Annotated in this window: 24 protein-coding genes and 1 tRNA gene; 9 read left to right on the top strand and 16 right to left on the bottom strand. The window is 54.9% G+C overall.

Annotated elements, in window-relative coordinates; all coding sequences use genetic code 11:
- Nucleotides 1-18: 18 nt before the first annotated feature.
- Genes G163CM_RS20865 through dolP form a run of 4 tightly spaced genes read left to right on the top strand, consistent with a single transcriptional unit; the run spans nucleotide 19 to nucleotide 3649 of the window.
- Complete coding sequence (locus tag G163CM_RS20865; protein ID WP_231826136.1) at nucleotides 19-2100, top strand: penicillin-binding protein activator; 2082 nt, start codon at nucleotides 19-21, stop codon at nucleotides 2098-2100.
- The gene (locus G163CM_RS20860) at nucleotides 2058-2444 is read left to right on the top strand and encodes a YraN family protein (RefSeq protein ID WP_231826135.1); all 387 of its coding nucleotides are present in this window, start codon (nucleotides 2058-2060) and stop codon (nucleotides 2442-2444) included. The genes G163CM_RS20865 and G163CM_RS20860 overlap by 43 nt, the downstream gene beginning before the upstream one ends.
- 29 nt (nucleotides 2445-2473) lie before the next feature.
- A complete protein-coding gene (diaA, locus tag G163CM_RS20855; protein WP_015962885.1) occupies nucleotides 2474-3064 on the top strand; it encodes a DnaA initiator-associating protein DiaA in 591 nt (196 codons plus the stop codon).
- 9 nt (nucleotides 3065-3073) lie between these two features.
- Complete coding sequence (dolP, locus tag G163CM_RS20850) at nucleotides 3074-3649, top strand: division/outer membrane stress-associated lipid-binding lipoprotein (RefSeq protein ID WP_231826134.1); 576 nt, start codon at nucleotides 3074-3076, stop codon at nucleotides 3647-3649.
- Between the two features lie 89 nt (nucleotides 3650-3738).
- Here dolP and G163CM_RS20845 read toward each other — a convergent pair whose 3' ends face one another.
- Nucleotides 3739-4392: an NAD-dependent epimerase/dehydratase family protein gene (locus tag G163CM_RS20845; protein ID WP_231826133.1), complete on the bottom strand. Its 654-nt coding sequence runs from the start codon at nucleotides 4390-4392 to the stop codon at nucleotides 3739-3741.
- Between the two features lie 103 nt (nucleotides 4393-4495).
- Between G163CM_RS20845 and G163CM_RS20840 the strand changes: the two genes are divergently transcribed.
- Complete coding sequence (locus G163CM_RS20840) at nucleotides 4496-5014, top strand: type 1 glutamine amidotransferase domain-containing protein (RefSeq protein WP_231826132.1); 519 nt, start codon at nucleotides 4496-4498, stop codon at nucleotides 5012-5014.
- On the opposite strand, the gene G163CM_RS20835 is transcribed toward G163CM_RS20840, so the two are convergent.
- The gene (locus tag G163CM_RS20835) at nucleotides 4994-5437 is read right to left on the bottom strand and encodes a YhbP family protein (RefSeq protein ID WP_231826131.1); all 444 of its coding nucleotides are present in this window, start codon (nucleotides 5435-5437) and stop codon (nucleotides 4994-4996) included. The two genes, G163CM_RS20840 and G163CM_RS20835, sit on opposite strands and share 21 nt — an antisense overlap.
- A 54-nt stretch (nucleotides 5438-5491) precedes the next feature.
- On the opposite strand from G163CM_RS20835, the gene G163CM_RS20830 reads away from it, so the two are divergent.
- Nucleotides 5492-5776, top strand: a complete 285-nt coding sequence (locus G163CM_RS20830; protein WP_108474997.1) for a GIY-YIG nuclease family protein — start codon at nucleotides 5492-5494, stop codon at nucleotides 5774-5776.
- On the opposite strand, the gene G163CM_RS20825 is transcribed toward G163CM_RS20830, so the two are convergent.
- Nucleotides 5763-6266, bottom strand: a complete 504-nt coding sequence (locus G163CM_RS20825; protein WP_231826130.1) for a GNAT family N-acetyltransferase — start codon at nucleotides 6264-6266, stop codon at nucleotides 5763-5765. The two genes, G163CM_RS20830 and G163CM_RS20825, sit on opposite strands and share 14 nt — an antisense overlap.
- Nucleotides 6260-6784 (bottom strand): ubiquinone anaerobic biosynthesis accessory factor UbiT, encoded by a 525-nt coding sequence (gene ubiT / locus G163CM_RS20820; RefSeq protein WP_015962878.1) that lies wholly within the window; start codon nucleotides 6782-6784, stop codon nucleotides 6260-6262. The genes G163CM_RS20825 and ubiT overlap by 7 nt, the downstream gene beginning before the upstream one ends.
- 205 nt (nucleotides 6785-6989) lie before the next feature.
- Here ubiT and ubiU point away from each other — a divergent pair, with 205 nt between their 5' ends.
- The 3 genes from ubiU to G163CM_RS20805 all read left to right on the top strand — a co-directional run bounded on the left by ubiU (nucleotide 6990) and on the right by G163CM_RS20805 (nucleotide 10078).
- A complete protein-coding gene (ubiU, locus tag G163CM_RS20815; protein WP_015962877.1) occupies nucleotides 6990-7985 on the top strand; it encodes a ubiquinone anaerobic biosynthesis protein UbiU in 996 nt (331 codons plus the stop codon).
- An 8-nt stretch (nucleotides 7986-7993) separates the two neighbouring features.
- The gene (locus tag G163CM_RS20810) at nucleotides 7994-8872 is read left to right on the top strand and encodes a U32 family peptidase (protein WP_231826129.1); all 879 of its coding nucleotides are present in this window, start codon (nucleotides 7994-7996) and stop codon (nucleotides 8870-8872) included.
- A 198-nt stretch (nucleotides 8873-9070) separates the two neighbouring features.
- Entirely contained in the window at nucleotides 9071-10078 is a 1008-nt protein-coding gene (locus G163CM_RS20805; RefSeq protein WP_015962875.1) for a luciferase-like monooxygenase, read from the top strand.
- A 91-nt stretch (nucleotides 10079-10169) separates the two neighbouring features.
- On the opposite strand, the gene mtr is transcribed toward G163CM_RS20805, so the two are convergent.
- The 12 genes from mtr to G163CM_RS20745 form a co-directional block, all read right to left on the bottom strand.
- Nucleotides 10170-11414, bottom strand: a complete 1245-nt coding sequence (gene mtr / locus G163CM_RS20800; RefSeq protein WP_231826128.1) for a tryptophan permease — start codon at nucleotides 11412-11414, stop codon at nucleotides 10170-10172.
- 145 nt (nucleotides 11415-11559) lie between these two features.
- Nucleotides 11560-13509 carry a DEAD/DEAH family ATP-dependent RNA helicase gene (locus G163CM_RS20795; protein ID WP_231826127.1) on the bottom strand — a complete coding sequence of 650 codons (1950 nt, stop codon included), beginning with the start codon at nucleotides 13507-13509 and terminating at the stop codon, nucleotides 11560-11562.
- Entirely contained in the window at nucleotides 13502-13582 is an 81-nt protein-coding gene (gene yrbN / locus G163CM_RS20790; protein WP_100249910.1) for a protein YrbN, read from the bottom strand. Before yrbN ends, G163CM_RS20795 begins: the two co-directional genes overlap by 8 nt.
- A 105-nt stretch (nucleotides 13583-13687) precedes the next feature.
- A complete protein-coding gene (nlpI, locus tag G163CM_RS20785) occupies nucleotides 13688-14572 on the bottom strand; it encodes a lipoprotein NlpI (RefSeq protein ID WP_015962872.1) in 885 nt (294 codons plus the stop codon).
- 111 nt (nucleotides 14573-14683) lie between these two features.
- On the bottom strand, nucleotides 14684-16819 hold the full coding sequence (gene pnp / locus G163CM_RS20780; protein ID WP_231826126.1) for a polyribonucleotide nucleotidyltransferase: 2136 nt from the start codon (nucleotides 16817-16819) through the stop codon (nucleotides 14684-14686).
- 346 nt (nucleotides 16820-17165) lie between these two features.
- A complete protein-coding gene (gene rpsO, locus G163CM_RS20775) occupies nucleotides 17166-17435 on the bottom strand; it encodes a 30S ribosomal protein S15 (protein WP_015962870.1) in 270 nt (89 codons plus the stop codon).
- 150 nt (nucleotides 17436-17585) lie between these two features.
- On the bottom strand, nucleotides 17586-18530 hold the full coding sequence (gene truB, locus G163CM_RS20770) for a tRNA pseudouridine(55) synthase TruB (RefSeq protein ID WP_231826125.1): 945 nt from the start codon (nucleotides 18528-18530) through the stop codon (nucleotides 17586-17588).
- Nucleotides 18530-18931, bottom strand: a complete 402-nt coding sequence (gene rbfA / locus G163CM_RS20765; protein WP_015962868.1) for a 30S ribosome-binding factor RbfA — start codon at nucleotides 18929-18931, stop codon at nucleotides 18530-18532. The genes truB and rbfA overlap by 1 nt, the downstream gene beginning before the upstream one ends.
- A 159-nt stretch (nucleotides 18932-19090) precedes the next feature.
- On the bottom strand, nucleotides 19091-21778 hold the full coding sequence (gene infB / locus G163CM_RS20760) for a translation initiation factor IF-2 (RefSeq protein WP_231826124.1): 2688 nt from the start codon (nucleotides 21776-21778) through the stop codon (nucleotides 19091-19093).
- A gap of 24 nt (nucleotides 21779-21802) precedes the next feature.
- A complete protein-coding gene (gene nusA / locus G163CM_RS20755; protein WP_015962866.1) occupies nucleotides 21803-23290 on the bottom strand; it encodes a transcription termination factor NusA in 1488 nt (495 codons plus the stop codon).
- 27 nt (nucleotides 23291-23317) lie between these two features.
- Nucleotides 23318-23770 (bottom strand): ribosome maturation factor RimP, encoded by a 453-nt coding sequence (gene rimP, locus G163CM_RS20750; RefSeq protein ID WP_015962865.1) that lies wholly within the window; start codon nucleotides 23768-23770, stop codon nucleotides 23318-23320.
- A gap of 207 nt (nucleotides 23771-23977) precedes the next feature.
- Nucleotides 23978-24054: transfer RNA gene (locus G163CM_RS20745), tRNA-Met, on the bottom strand.
- Between the last annotated feature and the right edge of the window lie 103 nt (nucleotides 24055-24157).

The following is a 24157-nucleotide window of genomic DNA, read 5'->3' as shown; positions in this document are numbered from 1 at the left end:
AAATATCACTGGATACATATGGTACCGTCAACACTTCTTCGTTCTAAAGCCGCGCGCTGCCTGCCTGTTGTTCTGGCGGCATTACTTTTCGCCGGCTGTGGCACCCAGCAAACACAGGACCAGAGTGCATCCCATTTAGAGGGAACCGCACAAGCGGACTCTGGTTATTACCTGCAGCAGATGCAGCAGAGTGCGAATGATAGCAAGACCAACTGGCAATTACTCGCCATTCGTGCACTGCTGAAAGAAGGTAAGAGCCAGCAGGCAATGGAACTGTTCGGCCAGTTACCGAAAGATCTTAACGATGAGCAGCGTCTGGAGCAGTCGCTGCTGGCCGTTGAGATCAAACTGGCACAGCAGGATTTCAAAGGCGCGGAAGCGCTGCTGGCGAAAATCGACCCGAATGGTCTGAGCAACAATCAGCAGATCCGCTTCTGGGCCGACGGCATCGCCTCGCAGCAAGGGAAACCAACCCTTACGCTGCTGCGTGCATTAATCGCGCAGGAACCCCTGCTGAAGGCCGTACCGGAAAAACAGAAAAATATCGATGCCACCTGGCAGGCGCTTTCCGCAATGACGCAGGAACAGGCCAACGCGCTGGTGATTAATGCCGATGAAAACGTGTTACAGGGTTGGCTTGATCTGCAACGCGTCTGGTTCGATAACCGTAGCGATGCCAATATGATGAAAGCCGGGATCAAAGACTGGCAGACCCGCTATCCGCAGAATCCTGGCGCAAAACTGCTGCCTACCCAACTGGTGAACGTCCAGAGCTTTAAACCCGCTTCAACCAATAAGATCGCCCTGCTGCTGCCATTAAATGGTCAGGCGGCGGTGTTTGGCCGTGCCATTCAGCAAGGTTTTGAAGCCGCGAAAAACGGGATTTCCCCGGTAAGCGGCAGCGCGGTGCCAGAACAGGTTGCACAGGCGGCATCGACCAATGACGTAGTGAGCCCGTCTCAGGCCGAAGTCACTGACCTGACGACACCGCAGACGCATCCAGTACAGGCACCAGCGCCTGCACAAGCACCGGTGCAATCCGTCACCGCTGCGCCACAGCAGCAGGAACCAGCACCAGCCGCTGCCACACCTGCAACGCCTGCGACCCAGACCGCTACCACGAACCCGTCCGCCGAGCTGAAAATTTATGACACCACCACGCAACCTATGAGCCAGATTCTGACGCAGGCTCAGCAGGATGGCGTCACGCTGGTAGTCGGCCCGCTGTTGAAAAACAACGTCGACGATCTGCTGAAAAGTAACACCCCGCTGAACGTGCTGGCGCTTAATCAGCCGGAGTCGGTCAGCAACCGTGCGAACGTCTGCTACTTCGCGCTCTCTCCGGAAGATGAAGCGCGCGACGCCGCGCGTCATATTCATGAGCAGGGCAAACAGGCTCCGCTGCTGCTGGTTCCGCGCAGTGCACTGGGCGATCGCGTAACCCGCGCCTTCGCAGAAGAGTGGCAATCGCTGGGCGGTGCCACGGTGCTGCAACAGAAGTTTGGTTCTCTGTCTGAACTGCGCGGCGGCGTGAACGGCGGTTCCGGTATTGCGCTGACCGGCAGCCCGGTCACCACCAGCCAGAATCAACCGCAGAGCGTAACCATTGGCGATTTAACGATTCCGGCACCGCCGAGCGATGCGCAAATCAGCAGCGGTGGTAAAGTAGACGCCGCGTACATCGTGGCGACCGCACAGGAAATTGCGTTCATCAAGCCGATGATCGCCATGCGTAACGGCAGCCAGGGCGGTGCAACGCTGTATGCCAGCTCACGCAGCGCGCAGGGCGTCGCCGGGCCTGATTTCCGTTTAGAGATGGAAGGCTTACAGTACAGTGAAATCCCGATGCTGGCAGGCAGTAATCCGTCGCTGATGCAGCAGGCATTGCGTGCGGTGAATAACGACTATTCCCTGGCACGTCTGTATGCAATGGGCGCAGATGCCTGGTCGCTGGCGAATCATTTCTCGCAAATGCGCCAGGTGCCAGGTTTTGAGCTGAACGGCAACACCGGCGATTTGACGGCAACTCAGGATTGCGTGATTAACAGGAAGTTATCATGGCTCAAATACCAACAGGGTCAGGTCGTCTCAGCAAACTAACCACAAAACAGACTGGTGACGCGGCGGAACTTCGTGCGCGTCGCTGGCTGGAACGTCAGGGGTTGACATTCATCGCCGCCAATTTTCGCGATCGCGGCGGTGAAATCGACCTGATTATGCGCGACGGTACGGTAACGGTTTTTGTGGAAGTCCGTTATCGTACTTCCGGTGCGTATGGCGGTGCTGCCGCCAGCGTAACCCGGAGCAAGCAACATAAATTATTACACACTGCTCAATTGTGGCTCGCCCGTCACAATGGGAGTTTTGATACTGTGGATTGCCGTTTCGATGTGGTAGCCTTCACAGGCAATGAGATCGAATGGCTTAAAAACGCATTTAGCTAATAGCAACATCAAGAATTTAAAGGGAAATCGTGCTCGAAAGAATTAAAGTTTGCTTCACTGAAAGCATTCAAACGCAAATTGCAGCGGCAGAAGCCCTCCCGGATGCTATCTCCCGAGCCGCTATGACCCTTGTGCAGTCACTGCTCAATGGCAACAAAATTCTCTGTTGTGGTAACGGATCATCCGCCGCCAACGCACAGCATTTTGCTGCCTGTATGATCAACCGTTTCGAAACGGAGCGCCCTGGTTTACCCGCGATTGCACTTAATGCAGATAATGTGGTCTTAACGGCGATCGCGAACGATCGCTTACACGATGAGATTTACGCCAAGCAGGTTCGCGCGCTGGGTCATGCCGGAGATGTGTTACTGGCGATTTCAACGCGTGGCAACAGCCGCGACATCGTGAAAGCGGTAGAAGCTGCCGTGACGCGCGATATGACCATTGTGGCGTTAACCGGCTACGACGGTGGTGAACTGGCCGGTTTACTCGGTCAGCAGGATGTGGAAATTCGCATCCCTTCCCACCGCAGCGCGCGCATTCAAGAAATGCACATGCTGACGGTGAATTGCTTATGCGATCTGATTGATAACACGCTTTTCCCACACCAGGACGATTAAGGAGTACATATGAAGGCATTCTCGCCCCTCGCAGTCCTTATTTCCGCGCTGCTGCTTCAGGGATGCGTCGCTGCTGCCGTGGTTGGCGGCGCAGCGGTAGGCACGAAAGCGGCAACCGACCCGCGTACTGTGGGAACACAGGTTGACGATGGCACGCTGGAGCTACGCGTAAACACCGCGTTGTCGAAAGACGAACAAATTAAGAAAGAAGCGCGCATCAATGTGACGGCATACCAGGGCAAAGTGCTGCTGGTCGGTCAGGCGCCGAATACCGGGCTGGCGGCTCAGGCCAAGCAAATCGCTATGGGCGTAGAGGGCACCACCGAAGTCTTCAACGAAATTCGTCAGGGTGCGCCAATTAGCCTGGGCACGGCGTCAACGGATACCTGGATCACAACGAAAGTACGCTCCCAGTTGCTGACGACCGATCAGGTGAAATCATCAAACGTGAAGGTCACCACGGAAAACGGTGAAGTCTTCCTGATGGGCGTGGTGACAGACCGTGAAGGTAAAGCCGCCGCGGATATCGCCAGCCGCGTTAGCGGAGTGAAACGCGTCACAACGGCGTTTACTTATATTCAGTAACCGCTCAGGCCTGCGGTTGACGCAGGCCTGATAAGCGTAGCGCCATCAGGCACCGTGCAGCGTAATTGCCGGATGGCGGCGTAAACGCCTTATCCGGCCTGCACTGCTCGCCGCGCGATGTCGCGCAACTCCCCTGACTTCAAAATGGTGACGGGTTCCCGCTCCGGCGATAACGCTTCCGTCAGCATTGCCTGCGCCACATCGCGCGCCTTGATCGACTTCCAGTTCCCTGGCAGGAAACCAAACAGCGGGGCCAGCAGCGACTCGTTGAGCCGTCTTTTGTGACGTTCCCCCACCAGCATGGACGGCCTCGCAATGGTCAGACGCGGCCACTGCTGTGCAATCAGCGCATTCTCCATCTCACCTTTGACGCGGTTATAGAAGAAGGGTGAATGCGCATTGGCGCCCATCGCGCTCACCACCAGCATATGCTTCGCCCCCAGTCGCAAACCGGTAAGCGCCGTGTCGACCACCAGCGTGTAATCCGACTGGATGAACGCCTCTTTTGAGCCCGCCTCACGCATCGTCGACCCCAGGCAACAGAACACGATATCAATTGGCGTGGTGACCTGCGCGAGCGCGTCGCTTAACTGCGGATCGTGCGGATTAAAGACTTCGGGAAATCCTTCAAGCGGGCGGCGCGTAGGGGCGGCAATCGAGTAGATATGCGGTTCCTGAAGCAGAAGATGCAGTAAGTGCCCACCCACTAATCCGGTCGCGCCGGTTATCAATACCTGACTCATTCATATCCCCTTTACGGATTTTTCACCCTTGTAATCTCATCGTCCTGCCCCACACTTTATAGTTCGCAGGATTTTTTTCTGAAGCCAAAACCATGGAGGAATCATGAGCAAGAAAATAGCCGTCTTGATCACCGACGAGTTTGAAGATTCAGAGTTTACCTCTCCCGCCGATGCGTTTCGCAAAGCGGGCCATCAGGTTATCACCATTGAGAAGCAGGCCGGTAATACCGTGACGGGTAAACGTGGCGAAGCGAAAGTGAAGATTGACGCCGCCATTGACCAGGTTAGCCCCGCAGAGTTTGATGCCCTGCTGCTGCCGGGCGGCCACTCGCCAGACTACCTGCGCAGCGACGATCGTTTTGTCACCTTCACCCGCGATTTTGTTAACGCCGGCAAACCGGTTTTCGCCATCTGCCACGGGCCGCAACTGTTGATCAGCGCTGATGTGGTGCGCGGGCGCAAGCTCACCGCTGTGAAACCTATTGTAGTGGATGTGAAAAATGCCGGGGCGGATTTTTACGACCAGGAAGTGGTGGTCGATAATGACCAGCTGGTGACCAGCCGGACGCCAGATGATTTACCGGCATTTAATCGGGAAGCGTTACGCCTGCTGGGCGCCTGATTCCCGTAACCAATGCAGTTTTTTACCGAAGCCCAGCGTGTTGTCAGTAAACTTGAGCTCATCAAGACGAATTTCCCACACGGGTGCTGACAACATTCTGGCGACCGGGAAGCGGCGGTTATACAACGCGCGCTTCTCGTCGCTCTCTTCACCTTCCAGCAACCGAATCTCCCCCTTGAACTGCACGCCGCGAATCAGCGCCACCGTTTTCGGCTGGCCGTTAACCGTTCCGGCAACGGGCGCATGTGTACCGGTCATCTGTCCATGACGAGTGGTGGTTTCGCTGAGAAGATAAAACGCGACACGCTCGGCGTCATACACGAAGAATGCATTCGCACACCACAGTTCGCCTTCACTCGCCACACACCAGCTTACAACGTGTTGTTTTGTCAGCCAGCGGCTAATGGCAGCAAGCGTTTCCATCTTTTCTCTCCGTTATGCTAAGGTGCGTTCACGTTACTATACAGGTTTCAACTCGTGCCCTGGTTTCTTTATCTGGTCCGCTCGGCGGATAACAAACTCTACACCGGGATCACCACCGACGTAGCGCGTCGCTTTCAGCAGCATCAAAGCGGAAAAGGTGCAAAAGCGCTACGCGGCAAGGGTGAACTGACGCTGGCATTTTCTGGCGAAGTTGGTGAGCACTCACTGGCTTTGCGGCTGGAATACCGCATTAAACAGCTAACGAAGCGCCAGAAAGAGCGCCTCGTCGCTGGAGAAGAGTCGTTTGAAGCCCTGCTAAGCGGCCTTAAAAACGATTAAAGTGATCGGAATACTCGACCAGGCCGTGCACGCCGTTCAGCGCATCATCCGCCAGACGATGAACCATAAACGCCTCTTCCGTGCCCGGCCAGCGGCAACGTAAGTCGTACTGCGCAGCGCGTTCGAAGCCAAAACGGCTGTACAACGCGGGCTCGCCCAGCGTGACGACCGCGGCATAGCCGAACTCGTTCAGGGAATCGAGGCCTTCATAGACCATCTGGCGCGCCAGCCCTTGCCCGCGATAGCTTTCATCTACCGCCAGCGGCGCCAGCCCGACCCATTGCAGTTCTTCACCTTCAACGCTTACCGGGCTGAATGCCACGTAACCCACCACGTGACCTTCATCATCCGTCGCCACAACGCCGAGGGTAATCAAGCCATCTTCGCGCAGCTCGCGCACAAGATCGGCTTCCCCGTCGCCGTTGAAGGTACGACGCAGCAGGGAGTCTATCCCCGGTGCATCAATCCCAATTTCCACTCGAATCAGCATGGCTCACCTACCGATGTGTGTTTAGAGTCTGATGGCGTTTTCAGCCCGGCTTCCACGAAGTCCGCCAGCTGCATCAGCATGACACGAAGTGCTTTTGGCATCTGTTCAAGCTCAATGGCATCCATCAGGTTTTTAACGTACAAACCCAGCTCCGTATCGCCTTCAATGACCAGTCGACGCTGGAAGAAGAGCGTGTCGGGATCTTGTTTACGCGCGGCGATCATCAGCAAATCGCTGGCGTCGGCGCTAAAGCTCACATCTGGCTGCGCCGATTCGCTCACAATCAGGCGATCGTTCTCGACGGAGGTAAACCATTGCAGGCCAATATCACGCACCTCAATGCTTAACCAGCGCCCTTCGAGAAACTCAAGCTCACCATCGGCCAGCGCCTGGCGGAATTGCCAGCTGAGCATCTGCTGCAACACCTGACGTTTAAGGGCGAACGGCGTGAACTTCACCGGCACGCTCATCAGCGTTGGGGCAACATGAACCAGACGTGAACGCAGTTTATCCAACACAAGCTTTACTCCCTGAATGCAATAATCCTGTTATTTTGCCATATCAGATAAACGACATAGCGGCGTAAATCAACAATTATGTGGTAAAGACTAACCATTATTGGTGCCATCAATACGCTTTTGTCTGCCTCAAATCAAAAATAATCGCCGCCAGGTTAACTAAAATCCCACTTCGTTAACATTATCGCTATCTGCAGGAAGAATTATGGAGCTGCTCTGCCCTGCCGGAAATCTCCCGGCGCTTAAGGCGGCCATCGAGAACGGCGCCGATGCTGTCTATATCGGGCTGAAAGATGACACCAACGCCCGCCACTTTGCCGGTCTGAATTTTACCGAGAAAAAACTGCAGGAAGCCGTCAGCTTTGTGCACCAGCATAAGCGCAAGCTTCACATCGCCATTAATACCTTCGCGCACCCGGACGGTTACGTTCGTTGGCAACGCGCGGTGGATATGGCCGCACAGCTTGGCGCTGATGCGCTGATCCTCGCCGACATCGCTATGCTGGAGTACGCGGCAGAACGTTACCCGCATATTGAGCGCCACGTCTCCGTTCAGGCTTCCGCCACCAATGAAGAAGCCATTCGCTTCTATCATCGCAATTTCGATGTCGCTCGTGTGGTGCTGCCGCGCGTGCTTTCCATCCACCAGGTAAAACAGCTGGCGCGCGTCACCCCCGTTCCGCTGGAAGTGTTCGCGTTTGGTAGCCTGTGCATTATGGCGGAAGGCCGTTGCTATCTGTCGTCCTATTTGACTGGGGAATCCCCGAATACCGTCGGCGCGTGTTCTCCGGCGCGCTATGTACGCTGGCAGCAAACGCCACAGGGGCTGGAATCGCGCCTCAATGAAGTATTGATTGACCGCTACCAGGACGGCGAGAACGCCGGGTATCCGACCCTGTGCAAAGGGCGTTATCTGGTCGACGGCGAGCGCTATCACGCGCTGGAAGAACCGACCAGCCTGAATACGCTGGAACTGCTGCCGGAACTGCTGGCCGCCAATATTGCCTCGGTGAAAATCGAAGGTCGCCAGCGTAGCCCGGCCTATGTCAGCCAGGTGGCAAAAGTATGGCGTCAGGCCATCGACCGCTGCATCGCGGACCCGCAAAACTTTGTGCCGCAGGCGGCATGGATGGACACCCTCGGTTCAATGTCCGAAGGCACACAAACCACGCTTGGCGCGTACCACCGCAAATGGCAGTAGGAAAGACCATGAAATATTCATTAGGGCCGGTGCTGTACTACTGGCCAAAAGAGACGCTGGAAGATTTCTACCAGCAGGCGGCCACCAGCAGCGCTGATATTATTTATCTGGGCGAAGCGGTATGCAGCAAGCGCCGCGCCACCAAAGTGGGCGACTGGCTGGATATGGCGAAATCGCTGGCGGACAGCGGCAAGCAAATTGTGCTGTCAACGCTGGCGCTGGTGCAGGCCTCTTCTGAACTGGGCGAGCTGAAGCGCTACGTTGAGAACGGCGACTTCCTGCTGGAAGCGAGCGACTTAGGCGTGGTGAATATGTGCGCTGAGCGCAAATTGCCGTTTGTCGCCGGACATGCACTGAACTGCTATAACGCGGTAACGCTTCGTCTGCTGGCGAAACAGGGCATGATGCGCTGGTGTATGCCGGTCGAGCTCTCTCGCGACTGGCTGGCGAATCTGCTGACGCAGTGTGAAGAGCTGGGCATCCGCAATCAGTTTGAAGTGGAAGTGTTGAGCTACGGTCATCTGCCGCTGGCCTACTCCGCGCGCTGCTTTACCGCGCGTTCAGAAGATAAACCGAAAGATGAGTGCGAAACCTGCTGCATTAAATACCCGAACGGGCGCAGCATGCTGTCGCAGGAAAACCAGCAGGTCTTCGTGCTGAACGGTATTCAGACCATGAGCGGCTATGTCTATAACCTCGGCAATGAGCTGGCGTCAATGCAGGGGCTGGTGGATATCGTGCGTCTGTCGCCGCTGGGCACCGAGACGTTCGATATGCTGGATGCCTTCCGCGCCAACGAAAATGGCCAGGCGCCGCTGAACCTTACCGCCAACAGCGATTGTAACGGTTACTGGAAACGTCTGGCAGGCCTGGAACTGCAAGCGTAACCTTTCGCCGGATGGCGGCATAAATGCCTTATCCGGCCTACAAATACGCCAAACACCGTACGCCCCGCAGGCCTGATAAGCGCAGCGCCATCAGGCATTTTACGTGCGACACCTACCGTATAAAGCTCACTTTGTTAACAACATTCACTACTCTTTAATGCAGTATGAAATGTTCAGCAGCTAACAAAGTGAGCCTTTATGACTGACAAAACCGTTGCATACTCGGTGCTCGATCTCGCGCCGATCCCACAAGGTTTGCAGGCCAAAGACGCCTTCGACCGTTCCCTCGATCTCGCAAAGCTCGCCGAAAAGCGTGGCTATCACCGTTACTGGTTAGCAGAGCACCACAACATGACAGGCATCGCCAGCGCGGCAACATCGGTGCTGATTGGCTACCTGGCGGCGAATACCACCACCCTGCACCTCGGTTCCGGCGGCGTGATGCTGCCAAACCACTCCCCGCTGGTGATTGCCGAGCAGTTCGGCACGCTCAATACGTTGTACCCCGGCCGTATTGATTTAGGGCTGGGACGCGCGCCTGGCAGCGACCAGCGCACCATGATGGCGCTGCGCCGTCATATGAGCGGTGATGTGGATAATTTCCCACGCGATGTGGCGGAGCTGGTTGACTGGTTCGACGCCCGCGATCCCAATCCACACGTGCGCCCGGTTCCCGGCTACGGCGAGAAAATCCCGGTTTGGCTGCTGGGGTCAAGCCTCTACAGCGCGCAGCTTGCGGCACAGCTTGGCCTGCCGTTCGCGTTTGCCTCGCACTTCGCGCCGGATATGCTGTTCCAGGCACTGCACCTTTACCGCACCAATTTCAAACCTTCCGCACGGCTGGAAAAACCTTACGCGATGGTGTGCATCAATATCATCGCCGCCGACAGCAATCGCGACGCGGAATTCCTGTTCACCTCGATGCAGCAAGCGTTTGTGAAACTGCGCCGTGGCGAAACCGGACAGCTTCCGCCGCCGATTCAAAACATGGATCAGTTCTGGTCACCCTCCGAACAATATGGCGTACAACAGGCGCTGAGCATGTCGCTGGTTGGCGATAAAGCGAAAGTGCGTCACGGGCTGGAGTCAATTCTGCGTGAAACCGACGCGGATGAAATTATGGTTAACGGGCAGATTTTTGATAGTGAGGCGCGTCTGCATTCGTTCGGGCTGGCGATGGACGTGAAGGAAGAGTTGTTGGGGTAAGTGCGGTTTGTGTGCCCGGTGGCGCTGCGCTTACCGGGCCTACGCGATCGTGTAGGCCGGATAAGGCAACGCCGCCATCCGGCACTGTTGATTATTGATAAACCGGCAACAAGTTAAAGCTCGACAGAATGTGCACCAGCGCATTGCCGATACCGAAGATCAGAATCAGTGCAATCATCGGCTTGCCGCCCCAGACGCGGAATTTCGGGCTGCCGAAGCGTTTGCGCGATGCGCGGGCCAACAGTGCAGGTACAATCGCGGCCCAGATGGTTGCCGCCAGCCCGGCATAGCCAATGGCATGCAGGAAGCCGTTCGGCCACAGTACGCCGCCAACAATCGGCGGTGCGAAGGTCAGCAGTGCCGTTTTAAAACGACCCATCGCGCTATCGTCAAAGCCAAACAAATCGGCCAGGTAATCGAACAGGCCCAGCGTCACGCCCAGGAAAGAACTCGCTACCGCGAAGTTAGAAAACACCACCAGCAGCAGGTCCAGGCTACGGCTGTTTAGCACGCCACTCAGCGCCTGTACCAGCACATCAATGTTCCCGCCTTTCTCGGCGATGCCGATAAATTCCGGACGCGGGATGTTGCCCATCGTTCCCAGCAACCAGATAACATACAGACCCAGCGCCAGCAGCGTGCCGTAAACCAGGCATTTCACAATGGTCTTCGGATCTTTGCCGTAATACTTCATCAGGCTCGGCACGTTACCGTGATAGCCAAACGAGGCCAGGCAGAACGGCAACGTCATCAGCAGATACGGGGTGTAAGACGCATTACTTTCTGCGACGTTAAACAGCGTCGCGGGTTCAACATGACCCAGCAGACTGCCGAACGTCAGGAAGAAGGTGATGACTTTCGCGCCCAGTACGATAGCCGTCATGCGGCTCACCGCTTTGGTGCTCATCCAGACAATAAACGCCACCAGCAGCGCGAAGGTAAAACCGCCCACGCGTGCCGGTACGTTCAGAGACATCTCGGCAAACGTGTGGTGCAGAATCGACCCGCTCGCGGAGATATACGCGTAGGTCAGGATATAAAGCACAAAGGCAATCGAGAGGCCGTTGACGACGTTCCAGCCTTTGCCAAGGAGATCTTTGGTCAGCGTGTCGAAGCTCGCGCCGATGCGGTAGTTGAGGTTCGCTTCGAGGATCATTAGGCCGGAATGCAGCATGCAAAACCAGGTGAAAAGCAGCGCCGCCAGCGACCAGAAGAACCAGCTACCGGCCATCACCACCGGCAGCGAGAACATGCCCGCGCCAATAATGGTCCCGCCGATGATCACCACGCCGCCAAAGAGTGACGGTCGTGAAGCTGTAGTGGTAAGTGTCGCCATTTGCCGATATCTCCAGTGAATCGTTCTTTGCTATACGTTAGCATGGCGCTAATGTACCAGTACACGAGTACAAAAGGAATAAAAAAAGCCCCGATTTCGCAACCGGGGCTGTATATTTTACTTTACGCTAACAAGCGGTGATTTCTTACGCATCGCCACCGAAACGGCGACGGCTGGAAGAGTCATCACGACGCGGAGCGGCAGCATCATCACGACGCGGCGCACGGCCACCGTCACGACGTTCGCCGCTGAAACGACGACCATCACCACGGCCACCTTCACGACGCTCGCCACCGAAGCCACGGCCTTCACGACGTTCGCCGCCAAAGCCACGACCTTCACCACGACCGCCTTCACGACGCTCGCCGCCGAAACCACGACCACCGCTACGCTCAGGACGCGGTTGCGCGTCGCCCAGCAGCTGCATGTTCATCGGTTTGTTCAGGATGCGGGTGCGAGTAAAGTGCTGCAGTACTTCGCCCGGCATACCTTTCGGCAATTCGATAGTGGAGTGCGTACCGAACAGTTTGATGTTACCGATGTAACGGCTGCTGATATCGCCTTCGTTGGCAATCGCGCCAACGATGTGACGAACTTCAACGCCATCATCACGGCCCACTTCAATGCGATACAGTTCCATATCACCGGCATCACGACGTTCGCGACGCGGACGATCTTCACGGTCGCCACGCGGAGCACGATCGTTACGATCGCGCGGACCACGGTCATCACGGTCACGGAATTCGCGTTTCGGACGCATCGGCGCATCTGGCGGAACGATCAGAGTACGTTCGCCCTGTGCCATTTTCAGCAGCGCTGCGGCCAGCGTTTCGATATCCAGCTCTTCGCCTTCTGCAGTCGGCTGGATTTTCGCCAGCAGGCCACGGTAGAGATCCAGATCGCTGCTTTCCAGCTGCTGCTGTACTTTCGCGGCGAATTTTTCCAGACGACGTTTGCCCAGCAGTTCTGCGTTCGGCAGTTCGACTTCCGGAATGGTCAGCTTCATGGTGCGTTCGATGTTGCGCAGCAGACGACGCTCGCGGTTCTCAACGAACAGCAGCGCACGGCCAGCACGACCCGCACGACCGGTACGACCGATACGGTGAACGTAAGACTCGGAATCCATCGGGATATCGTAGTTTACGACCAGGCTGATACGCTCAACGTCCAGGCCACGGGCCGCAACGTCGGTCGCGATCAGGATGTCCAGACGACCATCTTTCAGGCGTTCCAGCGTCTGCTCACGCAGTGCCTGGTTCATGTCACCATTCAGCGCGGCGCTGTTGTAGCCGTTACGCTCAAGAGCTTCTGCCACTTCCAGGGTCGCGTTTTTGGTACGAACGAAGATAATCGCCGCATCAAAATCTTCCGCTTCCAGGAAACGTACCAGTGCTTCGTTTTTACGCATGCCCCACACAGTCCAGTAGCTCTGGCTGATGTCAGGACGGGTCGTCACGCTGGACTGAATGCGCACTTCCTGCGGCTCTTTCATAAAGCGGCGGGTAATGCGACGAATCGCTTCTGGCATGGTTGCAGAGAACAGAGCGGTCTGATGACCTTCCGGGATCTGCGCCATAATGGTTTCAACGTCTTCGATGAAGCCCATGCGCAGCATTTCGTCAGCTTCATCCAGAACCAGACCGCTCAGTTTAGAGAGGTCCAGGGTGCCGCGTTTCAGGTGATCCAGCAGACGACCCGGCGTACCGACGACGATCTGCGGCCCCTGACGCAGGGCGCGTAACTGCACGTCATAACGCTGGCCGCCGTACAGGGCAACCACGTTTACGCCGCGCATATGTTTAGAGAAATCCGTCATGGCTTCAGCAACCTGAACCGCCAGTTCGCGGGTCGGTGCCAGCACCAGGATTTGAGGTGCTTTCAGCTCAGGATCAAGATTGTTCAGCAGTGGCAGGGAAAACGCTGCGGTTTTACCACTACCTGTCTGGGCCATGCCCAGCACGTCACGACCGCCCAGCAGGTGCGGGATGCACTCAGCCTGGATCGGAGATGGTTTTTCGTAACCCAGATCGTTAAGGGCTTCAAGGATAGGAGCCTTCAGGCCCAGATCTGCAAAAGTGGTTTCGAATTCAGCCATGTAGTACAAGTGCCTCGATATTAATGGCGGCCAGTCTACATAACTCATCATGAAATTGATCTGCAATTTTCATTGAAAAGTGTGAACCGGCTCAAAGTAGGTGTATTAACGAACAACAACGCCCTCACCCGCGAAGGTGATGGCAATCAAAAAGATTACGGGCTGATGTAGTCGTCAGCTATTGCTGGTCCGATTCTGCCAGGTCATCTTGGTCCTGGCCCAGGAGCGATAATTCCAACAATGCGTATCGGTGCTCAACATAGTTATGAACGTTGTTAGCAACCGCCAGTTTGAACAGTGCCGTAGCGCTGTCCTTGTCCCCAAGACTTAGGTAATACTTACCTAAATAGAAGTTGGTTTCACTGAGATGCTCAGCGAGCGAGGTGTTATCCGTTGCGTCCGCCTTCAGGCGCTCCATTAACGTTTTTTCGTCAATGTTGCCTAAGTAGAACTCGACAATGTTCCATCCCCATTGTTCTTTATCCGATTTATCGAAGCGTTGTTTCAACGCCTCTTTTGCCTGCTTCTCATCGAGCTTCTGCTCAGCGAGGAATAACCACAGACTACGGAAGGGATCATTGGGATCGTCTTGATAAAACGCCAGCAGATCATCTTGCGCTAATTTTGCACGGCCACCGTAGTAAAGCGCGATGCCGCGGTTCAAGTGCGCATAATTGTAAGTTGGATCAAGCTCAAGTACAGAATCAAACGCTTCATAGGCAGCATCAAAATTGCCTGCCTGCGTTAAGTAAATGCCTAAGTAATTGAATACTTCAGGCATATCTGGTCGGATTGCCAGCGCTTGCGAAAAATCGTTACGCGCTAGTGCCCTCAGACCGAGACTATCATACAACACTCCGCGCTCATATAAAAGCTGTGCGCGTTCGTCATCGGTTAAAGCCCGACTGGCAAGAATTTGTTCCATGCGTGCCAGAATCACTTCCTGCTGTAAAGTCGGTTGCAATGGTACCGCGAGGACCTCACTCTTTCGCCAGGCAGAATTACTGCATCCTGCCAGCGTGAGTGCTGTCGCTACGAAACACCAGCGCAAAAAAGGCTTCATTTCCCACTCCCGAAGACAACAATTGGATGAACGTCCTGTCCCCCGGCTGCAAACAGGCATCCCGCCAGGTAAAATTGCCCCCTGCTCGCGCAGAGGGCAAAACGGCAAACCTTACTCGCCTTGTTCCGCGGCCGGAGCTTCCGGTGCGGCGGCAGGCTGAGACTGCTCGGTTGCTTCTTTGATGCTCAGACGGATACGGCCCTGACGGTCAACTTCCAGAACCTTAACCGGTACTTCCTGATTCATCTGCAGGTAATCAGTGACTTTCTCAACACGCTTGTCAGCGATCTGAGAGATGTGCACCAGACCTTCTTTACCGCCGCCGATGGCAACGAATGCACCAAAGTCTACGATACGGGTCACTTTACCGTTATAGATACGGCCCACTTCGATCTCTGCGGTGATCTCTTCGATACGACGGATAGCGTATTTCGCTTTCTCACCGTCGGTCGCTGCGATCTTCACAGTACCGTCATCTTCGATTTCGATGGTGGTGCCGGTTTCTTCGGTCAGGGCACGGATAACAGAACCGCCTTTACCGATAACGTCTTTGATTTTGTCCGGGCTGATCTTGATGGTGTGGATACGCGGTGCGAACTGAGAGATGTCGCCGCGCGGCGCGTTGATCGCCTGTTCCATCACGCCCAGGATGTGCAGACGCGCACCTTTAGCCTGGTTCAGAGCAACCTGCATGATTTCTTTGGTGATACCTTCAATTTTGATATCCATCTGCAGCGCAGAGATACCGTCGCGGGAACCCGCTACTTTGAAGTCCATATCGCCCAGGTGGTCTTCGTCGCCCAGGATGTCAGACAGAACAACAAAGTTGTCGCCTTCTTTCACCAGACCCATCGCGATACCCGCAACGGCGGCTTTGATCGGCACACCTGCGTCCATCAGCGCCAGAGAAGCGCCACATACGGAAGCCATGGAAGAAGAACCGTTGGATTCGGTGATTTCAGAAACCACACGAACGGTGTACGGGAATTTGTCCAGTTCCGGCATCACTGCCAGTACGCCGCGTTTCGCCAGACGGCCGTGACCAATTTCACGACGCTTCGGAGAACCGACCATACCAGTTTCACCTACGCAGTACGGAGGGAAGTTGTAGTGGAACAGGAAGTTGTCAGTACGCTCGCCCATCAGCTCATCGAGGTTCTGCGCATCACGGGTGGTACCCAGAGTTGCAGTCACCAGCGCCTGCGTTTCACCACGGGTGAACAGCGCGGAGCCGTGAGTACGCGGCAGAACGCCAGTGCGCACGTCCAGACCACGGATCATGTCTTTTTCACGGCCATCGATACGCGGTTCGCCTGCCAGTACGCGGCTACGAACAACGTTTTTCTCGATGGCGTGCAGGATTTCGCCCAGCTCGTTAGCGTCCAGAGTTTCGTCTTCTGCCGTAAGCGTTGCGATGGTTTCAGATTTGATCACGTCAACCTGAGCATAACGCTCTTGTTTGTCGGTGATGCGGTAAGCGTCGCTCAGGCGAGCTTCTGCCAGGGCAGCAACGCGTGCGTTCAGCGCGTCGTTGACGGCTTCTGGCTGCCAGTCCCAACGTGGTTTACCGGCTTCTTTAACCAGCTCGTTGATTTCGCGGATAACAACCTGCTGCTGTTCATGACCGAACACAACAGCGCCCAGCATCTGGTCTTCGCTCAGCAGTTCTGCTTCGGATTCAACCATCAGCACAGCGGCTTCGGTACCGGCAACAACCAGGTCCAGCTTGCTTTCTTTCAGTTCGTCCTGAGTCGGGTTCAGCACGTACTGGTCATTGATGTAACCTACGCGAGCGGCACCAATCGGGCCGTTGAACGGGATACCGGACAGAGACAGAGCTGCAGAAGCACCAATCATTGCCACGATGTCTGGGTTAACCTGCGGGTTTACGGACACAACGGTCGCGATAACCTGAACTTCGTTGACGAAGCCTTCCGGGAACAGCGGGCGAACCGGGCGGTCAATCAGACGCGCGATCAGGGTTTCGCCTTCGCTTGGACGGCCTTCACGACGGAAGAAGCTACCCGGGATACGACCAGCAGCGTAGGTACGCTCCTGATAGTTAACGGTCAGCGGGAAGAAGTCCTGGCCTGGTTTCGCTTTTTTCTGGCCGACAACGGTAACGAATACCGCGGTGTCATCCATGCTAACCATCACGGCGGCAGTTGCCTGACGCGCCATCATGCCGGTTTCCAGGGTTACGGTGTGTTGGCCGTACTGGAATTTACGAACGATCGGATTAAGCAAAATTCTATCCTTTCTTAATAAGTGGCAGCACACCTTCAGGCGTGCCGACATAGGAACTCGAACTTCGTTGCATCCTCGCGACTAATGACAACCCTAACCCTTCATGGGTGAAGCCTCTCATTAGCCGCGCGAACCTCTGCAATGAAGAACATGTACAACAACAATACATTATACCCGTTATCTTTCAAAATACCGCTGCGTTAGCAAAGTGCGTTGTAAATTCATTTACGTGGCACCGATACTTTCGCTAAAGCGCTATTTATTTCGGGTACATTTTCTCTTAACTAGCTGACATCTGGTGGAAAAAAGGGGCCATAAAGGCCCCTCTTTCTGAAACTCGCCAGAATTAGCGACGCAGACCCAGACGCTCGATCAGCGCGGTGTAGCGTGCAACATCTTTACGTTTCAGGTAGTCCAGCAGTTTACGACGCTGAGAAACCATGCGCAGCAGACCACGACGGCTGTGGTGATCTTTTTTGTGCTCTGCAAAGTGACCCTGCAGGTGGTTGATCTGTGCAGTCAGCAGAGCAACCTGAACTTCGGTAGAACCGCTGTCGTTCGCATCGCGACCGAACTCAGAAACGATTTGTGCTTTAGCTTCAACGCTTAGAGACATTTTGAACTCCAAATTTAAAAGAATGAAAGGGTGCCGATCTCTAATTCAGCAGCCCTGAGATAACGCTTGCCAATTGTTAAACAATTACGCAGGCGTTAAGCCGCAACATTCTACTCGTAGCGGCCTGTTATCGCAAGAGAGGCAATTGCCTCACTCGGGGTATTCCACCACCAGGCGACGCGGTGCAACGCGGCCTTCATCGTCAATTTCAGCCATGCCGATAAATTTCGCGTCGTCGCCCTCGGTGACGCGGACTAATCCGCTACCTGGCGCCTGAGAGGCACGCACCGGCTGACCGTTCTTAAAGTACGCCGCCACGACGGATGGAATATTGACGACTGGGAAGTCCGAAGCTGGACTATCCATCGGCATCAGCAGCGGGTCCAGCAGTTGGGCGGCAGGAATACCCTGCTGTTCAGCCTGCTCCACATACTCACGCAACTGTTCCAGGGTCACCATCCGCTCAACCGGATATTTACTCACCGCCAGACGACGCAGGAAAATGACGTGCGCGCCGCAGCCGAGCTTTTCGCCCAGGTCATCAATGATGGTGCGAATGTAGGTGCCTTTCGAACAGTGTATTTCCAGCTCCAGTTCATTGCCTTCGTGGCGAATAAACAGCAGTTCATACACGGTAATCGGGCGCGCTTCACGCGGAACTTCAATGCCCTGGCGGGCATATTCGTAGAGCTTTTTGCCCTGATACTTCAGCGCCGAATACATGGACGGCACCTGCTGGGTGTCGCCACGAAAACTCTCCAGCGCTTCAGCCAGCTGCGCATCGGTGAAGGTCACCGGGCGCTCTTCAACAATCTGACCGTCGGCATCGGACGTATCGGTACGTTGGCCCAATCGTGCGATGACGCGATAACGCTTATCGGAATCCAGCAGATACTGGGAAAACTTGGTGGCTTCCCCAAGGCAAATCGGCAGCATGCCGGTCGCCAGCGGATCCAGCGCCCCGGTATGCCCGGCGCGGTTCGCGTTATAGAGACGTTTTACTTTTTGCAGCACATCATTGCTGGATGCACCTTGTGGTTTATCCAGCAACAATACGCCGTGGATATCACGACCGCGACGACGAGGACGACTCATCAGTCCTCCTTGCTGTCGTCCGGGTTCACACGACGTTCTTCGTCATGTTTCACCACGTTAGTCACCAGGTTGGACATACGCATACCTTCTACTAATGAGTTGTCGTAGAAGAAGGTCAGTTCCGGCACGATACGCAGGCGCATAGCTTTACCCAGCAGCGAGCGGATGAAACCGGATGCTTCCTGCAGCGCTTTGATGCCTGCTTTTACGGCAGCTTCATCTTTGTCGTTCAGGAAGGTAACGAACACTTTGGCATAGGCCAGGTCACGAGACATTTCCACGCCGGAAACGGTGGTCATCATGCCCAGACGCGGGTCTTTAATTTCGCGCTGCAGGATGAGTGCGATCTCTTTTTGCATCTCCTGGCCCACGCGCTGCGGGCGACCAAATTCTTTCGCCATAATAAATTCTCCAGACAAAAAAGGGGCCAAAAGCCCCTTTTAAAATTCATGCCGGGTGGCGCTTCTAAGCCTGATGGCGCTACGCTTATCAGGCCTACAACCCGGCTTACAATAATCATCCAGGCCCGGTAAACGAAGTGCCACCGGGCATTACGAAGATTATGCGATGGTACGCTGAATTTCGATGATCTCGAACACTTCGATCATATCGCCAACGCGAACGTCGTTGTAGTTCTTCACGCCGATACCACATTCCATGCCGTTACGGACTTCGTTAACGTCATCTTTGAAGCGGCGCAGGGATTCCAGCTCGCCTTCATAGATAACCACGTTGTCGCGCAGAACGCGGATTGGGTTGTGACGTTTGATGATACCTTCGGTAACCATACAGCCCGCGATCGCACCGAATTTCGGTGATTTGAACACGTCACGCACTTCAGCCAGACCGATGATCTGCTGTTTCAGTTCCGGAGACAGCATGCCGCTCATCGCCGCTTTCACTTCGTCGATCAGGTTATAGATGACGGAGTAGTAACGCAGATCCAGGCTTTCCGCTTCGATCACGCGACGCGCAGAGGCATCAGCACGGACGTTGAAGCCAACCAGGATGGCGTTGGAAGCCGCAGCAAGCGTAGCGTCGGTTTCGGTAATACCACCTACGCCAGAACCGATGATCTTCACTTTCACTTCGTCGGTAGACAGTTTCAGCAAGGAATCGGAAATCGCTTCTACAGAACCCTGTACGTCAGCCTTCAGTACGACGTTCACTTCGTGAACTTCGCCTTCGGTCATGTTGGCGAACATGTTCTCCAGTTTAGATTTCTGCTGACGAGCCAGTTTAACTTCACGGAATTTACCCTGACGATACAGTGCAACTTCACGCGCTTTCTTCTCGTCACGCACAACGGTCACTTCATCACCAGCAGCCGGAACACCGGACAGACCGAGGATTTCCACCGGAATGGACGGACCTGCTTCCAGCACTTCCTGACCCAGTTCGTTACGCATCGCACGAACACGGCCATATTCGAAGCCACACAGAACGATGTCGCCCTTGTGCAGAGTACCTTCGCGTACCAGAACGGTAGCAACCGGACCACGACCTTTATCCAGGAAGGATTCGATAACCGCGCCGCTCGCCATACCTTTACGAACCGCTTTCAGCTCCAGAACTTCCGCCTGCAGCAGGATGGCGTTCAGCAGGTCATCAATACCGGTACCCGCTTTCGCAGAAACTGGGATGAACTGTGCTTCACCGCCCCACTCTTCCGGCATAACGCCGTACTGGGAGAGTTCGTTCTTAACGCGATCGAGGTCAGCTTCTGGCTTATCGATTTTGTTCACCGCAACAACCAGCGGAACCTGCGCCGCTTTCGCGTGCTGGATAGCTTCGATGGTCTGCGGCATCACGCCGTCGTCTGCTGCGACAACCAGAACAACGATATCCGTTGCCTGCGCACCACGAGCACGCATAGAGGTAAACGCGGCGTGGCCTGGGGTATCCAGGAAGGTGATCATACCGTTGTCAGTTTCAACGTGGTATGCACCGATGTGCTGAGTAATGCCGCCCGCTTCGCCAGAGGCCACTTTCGTAGAACGAATGTAGTCCAGCAGAGAGGTTTTACCGTGGTCAACGTGACCCATGATGGTCACGACCGGCGCGCGCGGTTCAGCCGCAGCACCCGTGTCACGGTCGCTCATTACCGCTTCTTCCAGCTCGTTTTCACGACGCAGGATAACTTTGTGGCCCATCTCTTCGGCAACCAGCTGTGCGGTTTCCTGGTCGATGACCTGGTTGATGGTCGCCATGGCGCCCAGTTTCATCATCGCTTTGATGACCTGAGAACCTTTAACGGCCATTTTGTTAGCCAGATCGCCAACGGTGATGGTTTCGCCGATCACAACGTCACGGTTAACAGCCTGCGCTGGCTTCTGGAAGCCCTGCTGCAGAGAAGAACCTTTACGCTGTTTGCCGCCTTTACCGCCACGAACCGCAGCACGCGCTTCTTCACGGTCAGCTTTTGATTCAGCGTGTTTGTTGCCTTTTTTCGCCGGACGCGCCGCTTTCGCGTTGCGACCACGGCCACGACCACCTTCAACTTCACGGTCGTTTTCATCTTCAGCCTGGCGAGCATGCTGAGAAGTGGTGACGTGATAGTCGCTGGTGTCTTCAGTCGGCTCAGCGTTATTCACGCCATTTTTCTCGTTTTCTTCTGCCATGCGGCGGGCTTCTTCCGCTACGCGGCGCGCTTCTTCTTCAAGCTTGCGGCGTGCTTCTTCTTCCGCTTTACGCTTCAGCTCAGCAGCTTCACTTTCACGGCGGGCTTTCTCAGCCTGGGCAGTTTTAGTCATATCGTCTTGTTGATTGCTCACTTTGTCTTTTTCCGCAGCTTCACGTTTCGCTTTATCAGCGGCTTCACGTTTCGCTTGTTCCGCGGCCTCACGTTCAGCTTTCTGTTGCGCCTCGCGCTTCGCTGCTTCTTCAGCTTCACGACGGGCTTGCTCTTCCGCTTCACGCTGCGCCTGCTCTTCCGCGGCCAGGCGTTCAGCCTCTTGCGGATCGCGTTTCACAAAGGTGCGTGTCTTGCGGACTTCAATTTGCACCGACTTACTTTTACCGCCGGTACCTGGGATATTGAGCGTGCTGCGCGTTTTGCGCTGCAGGGTCAATTTGTCCGGCGCAGAACCGTTTTCACGGTTCAGGTGCGCCAGTAAAGTTTGTTTCTCTTGTGCGGACACAGAGTCATCAGCAGACTTCGGGATACCAGCGTCAGCAAATTGCTGTACCAGGCGATCCACCGAGGTCTGTATCTCTGCGGCCAGCGTTTTTACGGTTACATCTGTCATGCTGTTCCTTCCTGCTACAGTTTATTACGCTTCGTCGCCGAACCAGCAAATATTACGGGCGGCCATGATGAGCTCGCCGGCTTTCTCGTCAGTTAAACCTTCGATATCAGCCAGGTCATCAACGCCTTGTTCAGCGAGATCTTCCAGCGTACAAACACCACGAGCTGCCAGTTTGAATGCCATTGCGCGATCCAGCCCTTCAAGGTTGAGCAGATCGTCAGCCGGTTTGTTATCACCGAGGCTTTCTTCCTGGGCCAGTGCCAGAGTGGTCAGTGCGTTTTTAGCACGTTCGCGCAGTGCCTCAACGGTGTCTTCATCAAGACCGTCGATTTCCAGCAGTTCTTTCATTGGCACGTAGGCCAGTTCTTCCAGCGTGGAGAAGCCTTCTTCAACCAGCACTGTCGCGAAATCTTCATCAATATCGAGATATTTGGTGAAGGTATCGATCGCCGCGTGCGCTTCAGCCTGATGCTTCGCCTGCAGGTCATCAACGGTCATCACGTTGAGTTCCCAGCCGCTCAGCTGCGAGGCAAGACGTACGTTCTGACCGTTACGGCCAATCGCCTGCGCCAGGTTGCCCGCTTCAACAGCGATATCCATAGTGTGTTTATCTTCGTCGACCACGATAGACGCGACATCCGCCGGCGCCATTGCGTTGATCACGAACTGCGCCGGGTTATCGTCCCACAGAACGATGTCGATACGCTCGCCGCCCAGCTCCGTCGAAACGGCCTGAACACGCGCACCGCGCATACCCACGCAAGCACCCACCGGATCGATACGCTTATCGTTGGTTTTCACGGCGATTTTCGCACGAGAACCTGGATCGCGAGCGGCTGCTTTGATTTCAATAACTTCTTCGCCAATTTCTGGCACTTCAATGCGGAACAGTTCGATCAGCATTTCCGGCTTGGAGCGAGTGACGAACAGCTGTGCGCCACGCGCTTCCGGACGTACGGAATAAAGTACACCACGGATACGGTCGCCTGGACGGAAGTTTTCACGCGGCAGCATATCTTCACGCAGGATAACGGCTTCAGCATTGTTGCCGAGATCCAAAGAGATGTTGTCACGGTTCACTTTCTTCACCACGCCGGTGATGATTTCACCTTCGTGCTCGCGGAACTGATCAACGACCATTGCGCGTTCAGCTTCACGAACTTTCTGGACGATAACCTGTTTCGCCGTTTGCGTGGTGATACGGTCGAAGGTCACAGATTCGATCTGGTCTTCAACATAGTCACCCACATTCAGGCTTTCGTCTTCGTAGCGTGCTGCTTCCAGGGTAATTTCTTTAGTCGGCTGCGTGACCTCTTCAACGATCACCCAACGACGGAATGTGTCGAAATCGCCGCTCTTACGATCAATTTCTACGCGAACGTCAATTTCTTGCTCGTATTTTTTCTTAGTAGCCGTTGCCAGCGCGCTTTCCAGCGCTTCGAAAATCTTCTCACGCGGCAGCGCTTTCTCATTGGAGACGGCTTCAACAACAGCCAAAATTTCTTTGTTCATCGGGGCCTTTCACCTCAATCCAGACTGTTAAAAGTGGGGAACCAGGTTCGCCTTCTGGATGTTACTCAGCGCGAACACTTCATCTTTGCCTTCGACTGTCACAGTGATCATTTCACCGTCTACCGCTTTGATAATGCCCTGCCATTTACGACGGTTCTGAACCGCCATGCGCAGGACCAGCGTCACCTCTTCACCCAGGAAACGCGTGTAGTGTTCCGCGGTGAACATAGGACGATCGAGGCCCGGAGAGGAAACTTCCAGGTTGTAAGCTACAGTAATCGGATCTTCTACATCCATTACCGCGCTTACCTGGTGGCTCACATCAGCACAATCATCAACATTGATGCCATCTTCACTATCAATATAGATGCGCAGTGTGGATGTGCGACCGCGAATAAATTCGATGCCGACCAGTTCGTAGCCCAGGGCTTCAACTGGTGCCGTAATCATCTCTGTTAATTTTTGCTCTAATGTGGACAAACCCACCCCCAAGACATAAAAAAAGGGCGTAAAGCCCAGTTATTCTGTAGTCAGATAACAAAAAACCCCGATAAATCGGGGCTTTAGATAACTGAACCCTATAGCCGCAACTGCGGCCTGGAGAACCTTCCGAAAGAATTTTTTTCAAATCCAGCTACGAAGGCCTAAGTCTTCACAGTATATTTGAAAAAGAACTCTAAGGGAAAGTGGTTGCGGGGGCCGGATTTGAACCGACGACCTTCGGGTTATGAGCCCGACGAGCTACCAGGCTGCTCCACCCCGCGCCTGAAACGTGGCAAATTTTACGCGTTTTGAGTAAAAAATGCAAATAATGCTGGGATTTGGTACCGAGGACGGGACGTAAAATCGGCCTGTAGTATAAGGAAG

The sequence above is a fragment of the Pseudocitrobacter corydidari genome, assembly GCF_021172065.1.
Taxonomy (GTDB): domain Bacteria; phylum Pseudomonadota; class Gammaproteobacteria; order Enterobacterales; family Enterobacteriaceae; genus Pseudocitrobacter; species Pseudocitrobacter corydidari.
The sequence above is the reverse complement of the archived record's forward strand: the minus strand, read 5'-3'. Positions and strand labels throughout refer to the sequence as shown.

Bases quoted from the DNA above. Each gene is read 5' to 3' on its own strand.
- G163CM_RS20865 (WP_231826136.1), top strand. From the start codon at position 19: ATGGTACCGTCAACACTTCTTCGTTCTAAAGCCGCGCGCTGCCTGCCT.
- G163CM_RS20860 (WP_231826135.1), top strand. From the start codon at position 2,058: ATGGCTCAAATACCAACAGGGTCAGGTCGTCTCAGCAAACTAACCACA.
- dolP (WP_231826134.1), top strand. From the start codon at position 3,074: ATGAAGGCATTCTCGCCCCTCGCAGTCCTTATTTCCGCGCTGCTGCTT.
- G163CM_RS20845 (WP_231826133.1), bottom strand. From the start codon at position 4,392: ATGAGTCAGGTATTGATAACCGGCGCGACCGGATTAGTGGGTGGGCAC.
- G163CM_RS20840 (WP_231826132.1), top strand. From the start codon at position 4,496: ATGAGCAAGAAAATAGCCGTCTTGATCACCGACGAGTTTGAAGATTCA.
- G163CM_RS20835 (WP_231826131.1), bottom strand. From the start codon at position 5,437: ATGGAAACGCTTGCTGCCATTAGCCGCTGGCTGACAAAACAACACGTT.
- G163CM_RS20825 (WP_231826130.1), bottom strand. From the start codon at position 6,266: ATGCTGATTCGAGTGGAAATTGGGATTGATGCACCGGGGATAGACTCC.
- ubiU (WP_015962877.1), top strand. From the start codon at position 6,990: ATGGAGCTGCTCTGCCCTGCCGGAAATCTCCCGGCGCTTAAGGCGGCC.
- G163CM_RS20810 (WP_231826129.1), top strand. From the start codon at position 7,994: ATGAAATATTCATTAGGGCCGGTGCTGTACTACTGGCCAAAAGAGACG.
- G163CM_RS20805 (WP_015962875.1), top strand. From the start codon at position 9,071: ATGACTGACAAAACCGTTGCATACTCGGTGCTCGATCTCGCGCCGATC.
- mtr (WP_231826128.1), bottom strand. From the start codon at position 11,414: ATGGCGACACTTACCACTACAGCTTCACGACCGTCACTCTTTGGCGGC.
- G163CM_RS20795 (WP_231826127.1), bottom strand. From the start codon at position 13,509: ATGGCTGAATTCGAAACCACTTTTGCAGATCTGGGCCTGAAGGCTCCT.
- yrbN (WP_100249910.1), bottom strand. From the start codon at position 13,582: ATGAAAATTGCAGATCAATTTCATGATGAGTTATGTAGACTGGCCGCC.
- nlpI (WP_015962872.1), bottom strand. From the start codon at position 14,572: ATGAAGCCTTTTTTGCGCTGGTGTTTCGTAGCGACAGCACTCACGCTG.
- rpsO (WP_015962870.1), bottom strand. From the start codon at position 17,435: ATGTCTCTAAGCGTTGAAGCTAAAGCACAAATCGTTTCTGAGTTCGGT.
- truB (WP_231826125.1), bottom strand. From the start codon at position 18,530: ATGAGTCGTCCTCGTCGTCGCGGTCGTGATATCCACGGCGTATTGTTG.
- rbfA (WP_015962868.1), bottom strand. From the start codon at position 18,931: ATGGCGAAAGAATTTGGTCGCCCGCAGCGCGTGGGCCAGGAGATGCAA.
- infB (WP_231826124.1), bottom strand. From the start codon at position 21,778: ATGACAGATGTAACCGTAAAAACGCTGGCCGCAGAGATACAGACCTCG.
- nusA (WP_015962866.1), bottom strand. From the start codon at position 23,290: ATGAACAAAGAAATTTTGGCTGTTGTTGAAGCCGTCTCCAATGAGAAA.